Raw genomic sequence first — 11,575 nt, 5'->3', positions numbered from 1 at the left:
GTTCTTATTATGGATGACCAACTCCCCCGAATTAAAGAGGCAATACTTTCAATTTTGAATTCTCTCAACTTAGAATTGTTTGATCTTGAATATGCGGGAAATGCCCGAAAAGGGGTGCTCAAGGTGACCATCGACAAGGCCGAGGGCGTAAAGCTTGAAGATTGTGAAAAAGCGAGCAGGAACATCAGCCCCCTTCTTGATGTTTACGATTTTATCGATCATCAGTATACGCTTGAAGTCTCCTCTCCCGGTCTCGATCGTCCGTTAAGAAAAATTGAAGATTTTAAAAGGGTGATCGGGAAGTTAGTGCACGTTAAAACGAAAGAGCCGATCGGACTACAAAAGGTCTTTATCGGAAGGTTGATTTCTGTTGAAGAAAATGGGAATATACACTTTTTGGTCGAGCAGAAAAAGAAGTCGGATGACCTGATCATATCCTTTGATAACATTTTGGAATCCAACCTGGAAGTAGAGTGGTAAAAATAAGGTATCATGTGAGAGAAAAAATTAAAGTAAGGAATAAATTAAAATGAATCGAGAATTATTGTCTGTCATTGGACAGATTGAGCGAGACAAGGGAATTCCTTCTGAACGCATCGTAAAAGCGGTTGAATCCGCGCTCCTTTCTGCGGCAAAAAAGAAATATGGTTCGTCTGAGAATGTTCAGGTAAAGCTGGATCCGGAGACGGGCGAAATTGAAATGGTGTCGCTCAAGAAAATTGTCGATGAAGTCACCAATCCCAAAATCGAAATTTCGCTGGAAGAAGCGAAAAAAGTTGACGAAAACGCCGAGTTTGGAGATGAGATCGGATTCCTGCTTGAAATGGAAGATTTTGGGCGAATTGCCGCGCAGGCCGCGAAACAGGTCATTTTCCAGAAAGTCCGGGAAGCAGAGTGGGACGCCGTGCAGAAGGAATATGGGGGTCGGACGGGAGATATCGTTACGGGAACCATTTTAGGGCAGGAGAGGCGTAATTACATCGTTGAAATAGGAAAGACGGAAGCTCTGTTGCCGGCTCAGGAGCAGATTCCCAGAGAAAACTTTCACAGAGGAGACAGAATCAGGGCCATACTTCTCGAAGTGAAGAGTTCTTCTAAAGGGCCGCAGGTGATCCTGTCCAGAAGCTCACCGGAATTTGTAAAGAAACTGTTTGAAATGGAGGTTCCGGAGATTTCAGAAGGAGTTGTCGAAGTCAAGGGAGTTGTTCGGGAAGCAGGTGACCGGACAAAAATTGCCGTTAATTCCAAAGAGCCGACGGTGGATCCGGTGGGAGCTTGCGTTGGAGTCAAGGGCTCGCGCGTGCAGTCGGTTGTCAGAGAGCTCAGGGGAGAGAAAATCGATATTATCACCTGGACGGAAGATCCGAGAACGTTTATCGGAGAAGCTTTAAGCCCGGCGATTGTAGAAAAAGTCGGTATTAATGAAAAAGAGAGATCGGCTGTGGTGGTGGTGGCCGATGCTCAGCTATCTCTGGCGATTGGAAAGAAAGGCCAGAATGTCAGACTGGCCTCCAGGCTGACCGATTGGAAAGTGGATATTATCAATGAAAGTGAATATGAAAAGGAGCGGTCAAAAGAGCGCGAAAAGGAAATATCGCTCGCTTTTGCCCAGGAACAAAAAGCGCAGGAACTGAAGGAACAACAGTCCCTTTCTCATCATAATTTACCGAAAGTATCCGATCTTCCTGGAGTCGGCGAAAAACTCGAAGAGAGTTTGAAGGAATTTGGATTTGATACGCTAGAGAAAATTGCCGCGGCGAATGAAGCTCAACTCAGCGCGATACCACTAATTGGCGAAAAAACTGCACGGAAATTAATTGAATCTGCGAACGATTTGTTGAAATCGTAAAAAGAAAAGGCAACTCCATGAAATCTCGGAACATGAAAGCATGAGAATTTTTGAATTGGCTAAGAAACTGGGATTGGGAAGCAAAGAACTCCTCGTTGTGGTGAATGAACTGGGAATTGAGGTTTCAAACCATATGAGTGCTGTCGACGATGCCGATGTACGACTGATTTCAAACAAGGTCAGCGGTAAAAAGGAGCCTCCGGCAAAAAAGGACCTTCCATCCGGCCTGCTCCGGAAAGAAAAACCTAAAACGACATCTGCTTCAAAAGCAGTTCCTGAAGAAAAACCTGCAGAAAAAAAACCGCGTATGCTTTTGAAAAAAAAGCTCAAAGTCGAAGGACCTCCAGCAGACCCTGAACTCGTAGCACTTCATACTGAAAGAGACCCGAGCCTTGCTGAGATCAGTTCCGGGTTGGAACTGCATAAAGAGGGTGTTCAGGCTGAAACGTCCATTTCCGGGAAAACGGCTTCGGAGACATCGGGTGGCGTGGCCGCCCCGGTCAAAGATAAAAAGGATGAACCGACCTCTTTGACCAAACCGGCCGTAGTCTCTGCCGCCGGGATTGCCGCGAAACCTGAAGAGAAAGCTAAAAAGAGGACCGCGGAGGAAGAACTTCTCCTTCAACAGGAAAATCTGTCGAAGGCAAAGGACAAGTTCAAAAAGGTCAAAAAGAACAAATGGGAGAAAGATGATGCCGTATTGCAAATTCCTTCAGAAACCAGAGACTGGCAGGACTTCAAGCCAATTCATAAAAGGGATGATCGTGGAAAAGCCGGGAAAAAATTTGCTCAACCGGCAGCTGTCATCGACATTACCAAGCCCAGGAAAAAGGTGATTAAGCTGACCGAAGGGACCACCGTCAAAGAATTTGCTGAATTAACCGGCGTCAAGGGGACAACTGTCATTGCCAAACTGATGGAGATGGGAGCCATGGCCACATTGAACCAGCCGATGAATCTGGATGCGGCATCTTTGATTGCGGAAGGCCTGGGAATCAAGATAGAAGTTGTTCTCGAAAAGACTGAAGAAGAAAAGCTCGAACGACAACAAGACTCCGCAGAAAGTCTTCAGCCACGTCCGCCGGTGGTGACCATCATGGGGCATGTCGATCACGGCAAAACCTCTTTGCTGGATGCCATCCGTGAAACGAAGGTGACAGAAGGAGAAGCCGGCGGAATCACCCAGCATATCGGGGCTTATGTTGTGGAAGTGGGTGAAAAGAAGATCTGTTTTCTGGATACTCCGGGACATGAAGCGTTTACGGCCATGCGGGCAAGAGGGGCAAAAGTGACCGATATTGTGGTCCTGGTTGTCGCAGCAGACGATGGCGTTATGCCACAAACTGTAGAGGCTATCAATCATGCCCAGGCTGCCGGTGTACCCATAATCGTGGCGATCAACAAGATCGACAAACCTGAGGCAAATGTGGAAAAAATCAGAAATTCTCTTTCGGAATTCCAGCTGATTTCTGAAGCCTGGGGGGGACAAACCATCTTTGTAGAAGTTTCGGCGAAAAAGAAGATCGGATTGGATACACTACTTGAAATGATTCTGCTCCAGGCCGAAGTCTTGGAATTAAAGGCGGATCCGAATAAATTGGGCCGGGGAACGATTATAGAAGCGAAGCTGGACAAGGGAAGAGGGCCAGTGGCTACGGTTCTTATTTCTGAGGGTAAAATTCAGATTGGCGATGTTTTTGTGACGGGGAGCTATGCCGGAAAAATCCGGGCCTTGATTAACGACCGGGGTCAAAATGTGAAGGAATCCGGTCCTTCGTCTCCGGTGGAGGTCATTGGTCTTGAAGGGGTTCCGTCCGCAGGCGATTCCTTTGTCATTGTCAAAGAAGAAAAGATGGCCCGTGAAATCGCGTCAAGCCGGGCTTTGAAATTGCGTGTATCCGAAATGGGCCAGGCTCGAAAGGTGACGCTGGACGATCTTTTCAACCAGATCAAAGAGGGGGACGTCAAGGAATTGAGGCTGGTCCTCAAAGGGGACGTTCAGGGATCAGTCGAAGCGTTGAGAGAATCCTTAAATAAATTAACGACGCCCGCGGTCAAGATCGTCGTAATTCACAGCGGAGTAGGAGGAATTACGGAAAGCGATGTCTTGCTTGCTTCCGCCAGCAATGCCCTGATTATAGGATTTAACGTAACGGCCGACACCAAAGGCAATCAGCTTGCCGAAAAAGAAAAGGTGGATATTCGATTTTATAATATTATTTATAATGCGGTTGCCGATGTGAAGGCGGCAATGGAAGGGTTGCTTGAACCAACTCTCAAGGAGAGATCACTTGGAAAGGCTGAAGTCCGCCAGACTTTTTCGGTTCCTAAAATTGGCGTCATTGGTGGATGTTATGTGATCGAAGGGGTGATCGCCCGATCCGCGATTGGAGTTCGATTGATCCGGGATGGCGTCGTAATTTATGACGGGAAACTGGGATCATTGAGGCGGTTTAAAGACGATGTCAAGGATGTGCAAACAGGTTATGAGTGCGGAATCGGCATAGAAAACTACAATGATTTGAAAATAGGCGATATTATCGAAGCCTATACGATTGATAAGATTGCTGGCAAGCTTCTATAATGATTGTCGGAATATTGAGTGTGAGCCTTCAGGTGCCCGGAAGCCAGTCGCTCAAAGACAAGAGGCAGGTCATCAAAAGTTTGATTGAAAAGACAAAAAACAGATTTAATGTGGCTGTTGCAGAGATCGGAGATCAAGAGCTTTGGCAAAGAGCCTTGATTGGAATTGTTACGATTGCCAACGATAAGAAATTTGTGAATCAGGTTCTCGATAAGGTTTTGAATTTTGTCCGGTCGAATCCCTTCATCCATCTGATCGACTATCAGATCGAAATTTTATAGCGGGAATCGAAGGTCGCATACCTTGAAATCTTTTCCGGAACCATTTAAAAGAGCGGACCGCGTGGGGGAGGCGATTAAGGCCGAGATTGCCAATATCCTTTCCACGAAAATAAAAGATCCGAGAGTCGGTTTCGTCACAGTAACTTTCGTTCAGGTGAATGATGACTTGAGGACTGCCCGGGTATATGTGGCTCCTTCCATTGAAACATCCGGTGAAGAGGTGATAAAAAATCTCTCTCGTACCGTCGGATACATTCGAAAGGAGCTTGGCAAGGCGTTGCAGCTGCGGTATGTTCCGGAGTTAATTTTCAAGCTCGAATCTGAATCGCCACTGAAGATATTGGATTTGCTGGAAAAGGTTAGAAAAAAAGAGAACGAGGTTTGAGGGATGACCATGATAAACCAAGCCATTGAAGTCATTAAAAGACACCAGAATTTTATGGTGACAACGCATATGAGTCCTGAGGGAGATGCTTTAGGGTCGTCTCTGGCCTTGGCATTATTTCTAAAACAGCTGGGCAAGAATGCCAAAGTTGTAATTCGAGATCCGATTCCCTATTTTCTCGAATTCCTTCCGGAGAAAAATATGATTTATCAATCTCCTGCAATAGAAGGGCAATACGATGTTATTTGTGTCTGTGATTGTGGAGATGTTGCAAGAACCGGTTATTTCAAAAATCCGGCTCCCGGTCAAAAAATCCCTTATCCATCCAAAGAAGTGATCAATATCGACCATCATGTGACCAATAAGGGATTCGGAACCGTGAACTGGATCGAAGGCGAGGCCAGCGCAACCGGAGAAATGATCTATGATCTCATCGTGGCGCTCAAAGGAACGCTCACCCCTTCCATTGCGACTGCGATATATACCACAGTCATTACTGAAACCGGATCATTCCATTATTCAAATACCACGGAAAAAATGTTCAAAATTGCAGCGGAATGTGTTTCAAAAGGGATTGACGTGAACCAGATTGCGAAAGGGATTTTTGACACCAGTTCGAAAAGTCGGCTCGCTCTTCTTGGAAAAGTCCTTGAATCGCTCGACGTTAGTTCGGACGGAAGAATTGCGTCGGTGTCCGTAGCCGGGGCGATGTTTAAACAAACCGGAACGACCGCCGAAGACACGGAGAATTTCGTGAATTATCCCAGATCGATCAAGGGAGTGGAGGTTGCCATCCTGTTTCGCGAAGTGAATCCGGCTGAGTATAAAGTGAGCTTAAGAGCCCAGAAAGCCCTAGATGTCTCAGAAATCGCCGAAAGTTTTGGCGGCGGAGGTCATAAGAAAGCGGCGGGTTGTACTGTTCAGGGCTCTCTTAAAGAGGTCAGGGAAAAAGTCATGAAAGCCATTGAGACAAGGATGTTCCGTTCTTGATTGAAAATGGAGTCTTAAATGTCGACAAACCTGCGGGTTTGACTTCCCATGATGTTGTTGTCCGCGCCAGGAGACTCCTCAACATAAAAAAGATCGGGCATGCCGGAACGCTTGACCCGGATGCAACAGGCGTTCTGGTACTCTGTATCGGAAAAGCAACCCGCTTGGTTGAATACCTGATGGGAATGGATAAGGAATATCAAGCTGTCATGCGTTTAGGCGTCTCGACGTCCACTCAGGACGCTTCGGGCGAAATATTGGAAGAGAAGCGATGGGAGTCCGTTTCGGAAGAAGATCTTAAACGTTGCATGATGGAATTGACGGGAGAAATTACCCAGATACCTCCTGCATTTTCTGCAATCAAGATCGACGGAGTCCCCTCTTACAAACGGGCGAGAAACGGAGAAGAGGTCAGAATTCCTGCACGGGTTGTGACGATTCATCATATGGACTACCTTCGAAAAGAAGGGCGCGATATCTTGATGAAGATCCATTGTTCAAAAGGGACTTATATCCGGACCCTGTGCCACGATATGGGCCGGTCACTGGGAACCGGGGCGCATCTCTATTCACTTAGAAGGCTCCGGTCAGGTCCCTTTGAAATAGCGGATTCCATTACTCTGGAAGAAATCTCCGAATATGTTGCAACGAAGCGGATAGATATGGAACTATATGGCATGGATGAAGTGATGAAAAGTTTCCCGTCTATTTCTCTAGATGAATGGAGTGAAAAAAAGATCATTCATGGTTCGCCATTGCATTTGAAAGACGGAGAAGGGGAATTTCTCAAGAAAGGGAATTTGGTCTGTTTGAAAAGCAGGAGTGGTACGCTCGTCGCGCTCGGAGTGTTTGAAAATGAAGGGACAAAACAAATAAAAATTGACAAGGTTTTAGTTCAATAAGAGAGGAGAAGGAAGTCTCATGCTAGCTAAGGAGCAGAAAAAAGAATTGATTCAACAATTTCAAACTCATGTCAATGATACAGGGTCGGCGGAGGTTCAGATTGCTATATTGAGCAATCGAATTACGTACCTGACGGATCATTTTAAAACCCACAAGAAGGATCATCATTCGCGTCGGGGGTTAATCAGACTTGTGAGTCAAAGAAGAAAGATGCTCGATTATCTCAAAAAGAAAAATTTAAGTGGATATCAGCAGATCATTGCCAAATTGGGCATCCGTAAATAACCTACATTTTGTAAAAGTCACCCTGAACCAGGGCAGGAGACAGGAACAGTCAAGGGACTTGTTCCTGATGGGCGGCAGAGAGGGTCATTGCAAGTGACTCCTAAAATTACAAGGAAATAGAGAGAGAAAAATAATGTTGCATAAAGTGGAAATGATGCTGGCTGGAAAGAAATTAATCCTTGAAACCGGAGTCTGGGCCAGGCTCGCGGATGGAGCGGTAAAAGCCCAATATGGAGACACGGTGATTTTAGTGACCGCGGTAGCCTCTAAAATGAGCAAGCCGGGAATTGACTTTCTTCCCCTGACCGTAGACTACCAGGAAAAGGCTTATGCAGCCGGTAAAATTCCGGGTGGTTTTTTCAAGCGAGAAGGTAAATCGTCCGAGAAGGAGATCTTAAATAGCCGGCTGATTGATCGTCCTTTGAGACCGCTATTCCCCTCCTCGTTTTTTAATGACATCCATGTCGTCGCGTCGGTCTTATCAGCTGACCAGAGCGGATCGACTGATTTTCTCGGTATTATTGGCGCATCCGCCGCGTTGATGATTTCAGATATTCCCTTTTATAGTTCGGTTGCTGCAGTAAGAGTCAGCCGGATGAATGGCGAACTGGTCATCAATCTCGACGCCACGGAATCGGATAAAAGCGATCTGAATATGATTGTCGCGGCGACCGAAGATGCGGTGATGATGGTGGAAGGGGGTGCACAGGAATTGTCCGAGGAACAGATATTAAAAGCGATCGACCTGGCCCATCGGGAAATAAGAAAGATTATTGCTTTACAAAAGGAACTACAGGCCAAAGCAGGTAAGCCTAAGCAGAAACTGATTTCGATAGAAATTCATGCCGAGCTGAGAAGTCAGGTCGACAAAGCCGTAAGAACTAAAATAGAAGAGGCCGTTCAGATTGCGGAAAAGAGTCAGCGCCAGGAGGCACTCAATGCCATACGGGAGAATATCCAGGAGGAGCTCAAGTCCGAAAATGGAGATCCTGACCGCCAAAGAGATATCAATGTCGTTTTTCATGAGATTGAGAAAGAGGTTGTGAGGAAAGGTGTGATCGAAAAGGGAATCCGTTCAGACGGAAGAGGTACCGCGGATATCCGGCCCATCACCTCAGAAGTTTCCGTATTGCCAAGAACTCACGGTTCAGCACTTTTCACGCGGGGAGAGACTCAGAGTCTGGCCGTTGTGACTCTGGGAACCTCCGATGATGAACAGAAAATCGACGGGTTAGAAGGGGCTACGACAAAGAGTTTCATGCTTCATTATAATTTTCCAGGATTTAGCGTCGGGGAAGTCAGGGCGATGAGAGGGCCAGGTCGCAGGGAGATCGGACATGGCGCATTGGCTGAAAGGGCATTGAGAGCCATCCTTCCTCCTAAAGAAACCTTTCCTTACACGATCCGGATTGTTTCGGATATATTGGAATCAAATGGTTCGTCATCCATGGCGACAGTCTGCGGCGGAACGCTTGCCTTAATGGATGCCGGCGTGCCGATTAAAGCGCCGGTTGCAGGAATTGCCATGGGATTGATTAAAGAGGGAAACCAGACCTTGATCTTGTCAGACATCCTGGGCCAGGAAGATCATCTCGGCGATATGGATTTTAAAGTTGCCGGTACGCGCAATGGCGTGACGGCGATTCAGATGGATATTAAAATTGACGGACTGGATAGTGCCACCCTTTCCCGGGCGCTCGAACAGGCCCGCATAGGGAGACTCCACATTCTTGAAAAAATGCAAAATACCCTTGCGGAACCGAAAAAAGAGTGTTCGATCTATGCCCCTAAAATCATTCGAATTAAAATCAAGCCGGAGAAAGTTCGCGAGGTCATTGGTCCTGGCGGAAAAATGATCCGGAGTATTATTGAACGAACGGGTGTAAAGATCGATATCGAGGACGACGGGACGATTGCGATCGCGTCAAGCGATGACGCTTCTGCAAAAGCGGCAATCGAAATCATCAATAAGATTACCGAAGAAGTGGAAGTGGGAAAGATCTACCTCGGAAAAGTGAGCAAGATTATGGATTTCGGAGCGTTTGTGACGATACTTCCCACAGTCGATGGTCTGGTACATGTATCCCAGCTCGCACATCACCGGGTCAAAAATGTTTCCGATGAAGTCAAAGAAGGGGAAGAGATCCTGGTCAAAGTCCTGGAAATTGACAAGCAGGGAAAAATCCGATTAAGCCGGAAGGAGGCGATGACCGCGCCTGAAAACAAAGAAGCAAACTGATACGATCTTCTGCATCTTTCCAATAAAAGGCTTTTATGTTTAAAAAGGTGATCTTAGATAACGGGATCCGTATTGTGACGGAAAGGATCCCGTCGGTCAAATCTGTGTCCATTGGGATATGGGTCAACGTCGGATCCAGAGACGAAGAAGGGAGCGAACATGGGCTTTCTCACTTTCTGGAGCATATGTTTTTTAAGGGGACGCAGAGAAAGTCGGCTAAAGAACTTGCTCAGGTGATGGATTCTCTCGGTGGAGAAATGAACGCCTTCACCACGAGGGAATCGACAACCTTTTATACGAAGGTTCTGGATGATCACCTTCCCAAAGCAATTGAAATTCTTGCGGATGTATTTCATCATTCCGTTTTTGATCCCGCAGAAATTAAAAAAGAAAAAAAGGTCATCCTTGAAGAGATTAAAATGGTCGAAGATGATCCGGAAGAGCTTCTCAACGACTTTTACCTTGAACAGGTCTGGAAAAAAAACCCCCTCGGACGATCGATTCTGGGGACCCTTGATACCGTCTCTTCATTAAAACGGGAAGATATCCTGTATTTTTTGCAAAAATATTATCACCCAACCCAAATTGTCATTTCTATTGCCGGAAATTTTAATTCCACCGTTCTGTTTAAAAGTCTGAACCGGGCATTCGGAAAGTATCATAACCGGAAACGATTTATTCCCGAGAGGATAGCTCCCCAAATGGAGACGGGAGTTTTCTGTAAAAGAAAAAATCTGGAACAGCTCCATCTCTGTCTCGGAATTCCCGGAGTTTCCCAGACCGATAAGAACCGGCATCCCCTTCATATCTTAAATACGGTACTCGGGGGAAGCGTCAGCTCGCGTCTGTTCCAGGAGGTCCGGGAAGAAAGAGGCCTGGTTTACTCAATTTATTCTTATCCTTCGTTCTTTCAGGATACCGGGCTCTTTACCGTTTATGCCGGAACGAGCGTCAAGAGTGCGCGTCAAGTGATTCAGATTATTCTAAAAGAACTTAAGAAATTAAGAAATGAAGGTTTAAGTTCAAAAGAATTGCGAAAAGCGAAGGATCATTTGAAAGGGAGCATGATGCTTGGAATGGAGAGCACCAGCAGCAGAATGGGACAATTGGCAAAGGACGAGCTCTCTTTTGGGAGATTTTTCAGCATGGAAGAGGTCTTGAATGATATCGAGACGGTCACGAAAGAGTCGGTGTTTCAAATCGCGAATCAGGTTTTCGATGCCACCCGATTTTCATTAACGACGCTTGGACCTCTCGGCAAAAAAGAACTCGATTCTGACATCTTATTCTCTTGATGGATTCAATCGAATTCAAACGTTTCCTTCCCCAGTTTTCTAGAATAAGTTGTCTGCTCCTCTTCTTTGTCCTATTGCTACCCGAAATTGGTCTAGCGGGCGATATTCAAAGCTATTACGGTCCTGAAGAACATCTTCAGGATAAAATGATTTCCCTTTATCAAACTGCCGAAAAATCCATTTATGTCGCTTGTTTTAATATGACCTCCTGGCCGATTATCAAAACGTTAATTAAGGCTAAGAAGAAGGGGATTGATGTCCGAGTGATTACGGATGCCGGCGAGCTTGAAAACAAAAATACCCATCGTGCAGTTAAAGCGCTCCTCGAAGCAGAGATCCCTGTAAAAGTAAACCGTCACGACGGATTAATGCATATTAAACAATCGGTCATCGACGAACACGCCAACACATCAGGTTCTTTCAATCAAACCTGGACGGCCGATCATCTGAATGACGAACGACTTGATATTATTACGGATTCTCTAAATACAAAGAAAGCGAAAGAAAAATTCCTCTCCATGTGGAATGATTCAGGCAATTTCAAAGATCTTAAAGAAGATTTTTGACTTATGAATTGTTTAATAGCAGTTAAAGTGTTGGCAGGTAAATAGAACGATGGAAATGCGCTTGAATTTTAAAGTGATTTGCAACGTAGATAGTTTGATGACGTAATTGATTCGATCTTGTTGTTTTTTCTTCTTTTTTCTTCATTTCAGATTTGACTTTTCTGTTAAAATCACTATACTAAACCATTTATTTGTCGT

11 protein-coding genes are annotated in these 11,575 nt (G+C 45.7%); all 11 read left to right on the top strand.

Going from position 1 to position 11,575, the window contains the following annotated elements:
• Positions 1–9 precede the first annotated feature (9 nt).
• The 11 genes from HY200_09945 to HY200_09895 all read left to right on the top strand — a co-directional run bounded on the left by HY200_09945 (position 10) and on the right by HY200_09895 (position 11,377).
• Positions 10–480 carry a ribosome maturation factor RimP gene (locus HY200_09945; GenBank protein ID MBI3595267.1) on the top strand — a complete coding sequence of 157 codons (471 nt, stop codon included), beginning with the start codon at positions 10–12 and terminating at the stop codon, positions 478–480.
• Between the two features lie 49 nt (positions 481–529).
• Positions 530–1,849: a transcription termination/antitermination protein NusA gene (gene nusA, locus HY200_09940; GenBank protein ID MBI3595266.1), complete on the top strand. Its 1,320-nt coding sequence runs from the start codon at positions 530–532 to the stop codon at positions 1,847–1,849.
• A gap of 40 nt (positions 1,850–1,889) precedes the next feature.
• On the top strand, positions 1,890–4,433 hold the full coding sequence (gene infB / locus HY200_09935; GenBank protein MBI3595265.1) for a translation initiation factor IF-2: 2,544 nt from the start codon (positions 1,890–1,892) through the stop codon (positions 4,431–4,433).
• A 20-nt stretch (positions 4,434–4,453) separates the two neighbouring features.
• Positions 4,454–4,714 carry a DUF503 domain-containing protein gene (locus tag HY200_09930; GenBank protein MBI3595264.1) on the top strand — a complete coding sequence of 87 codons (261 nt, stop codon included), beginning with the start codon at positions 4,454–4,456 and terminating at the stop codon, positions 4,712–4,714.
• A gap of 22 nt (positions 4,715–4,736) precedes the next feature.
• Positions 4,737–5,099 carry a 30S ribosome-binding factor RbfA gene (gene rbfA, locus HY200_09925; protein MBI3595263.1) on the top strand — a complete coding sequence of 121 codons (363 nt, stop codon included), beginning with the start codon at positions 4,737–4,739 and terminating at the stop codon, positions 5,097–5,099.
• Positions 5,100–5,108: 9 nt separating this feature from the next.
• Positions 5,109–6,089 (top strand): bifunctional oligoribonuclease/PAP phosphatase NrnA, encoded by a 981-nt coding sequence (locus HY200_09920; GenBank protein MBI3595262.1) that lies wholly within the window; start codon positions 5,109–5,111, stop codon positions 6,087–6,089.
• On the top strand, positions 6,086–6,991 hold the full coding sequence (gene truB / locus HY200_09915; protein ID MBI3595261.1) for a tRNA pseudouridine(55) synthase TruB: 906 nt from the start codon (positions 6,086–6,088) through the stop codon (positions 6,989–6,991). The genes HY200_09920 and truB overlap by 4 nt, the downstream gene beginning before the upstream one ends.
• 19 nt (positions 6,992–7,010) lie before the next feature.
• Positions 7,011–7,277: a 30S ribosomal protein S15 gene (gene rpsO, locus HY200_09910; protein MBI3595260.1), complete on the top strand. Its 267-nt coding sequence runs from the start codon at positions 7,011–7,013 to the stop codon at positions 7,275–7,277.
• A gap of 133 nt (positions 7,278–7,410) precedes the next feature.
• The gene (pnp, locus tag HY200_09905; protein MBI3595259.1) at positions 7,411–9,516 is read left to right on the top strand and encodes a polyribonucleotide nucleotidyltransferase; all 2,106 of its coding nucleotides are present in this window, start codon (positions 7,411–7,413) and stop codon (positions 9,514–9,516) included.
• 35 nt (positions 9,517–9,551) lie between these two features.
• Entirely contained in the window at positions 9,552–10,811 is a 1,260-nt protein-coding gene (locus HY200_09900) for an insulinase family protein (protein MBI3595258.1), read from the top strand.
• Positions 10,811–11,377 (top strand): hypothetical protein, encoded by a 567-nt coding sequence (locus HY200_09895; protein MBI3595257.1) that lies wholly within the window; start codon positions 10,811–10,813, stop codon positions 11,375–11,377. The genes HY200_09900 and HY200_09895 overlap by 1 nt, the downstream gene beginning before the upstream one ends.
• Positions 11,378–11,575 lie beyond the last annotated feature (198 nt).

The sequence above is a fragment of the Nitrospirota bacterium genome (assembly GCA_016194305.1).
Lineage (GTDB): Bacteria > Nitrospirota > Nitrospiria > JACQBW01 > JACQBW01 > JACQBW01.
This window is presented reverse-complemented; position numbering and strand designations above follow the sequence as displayed.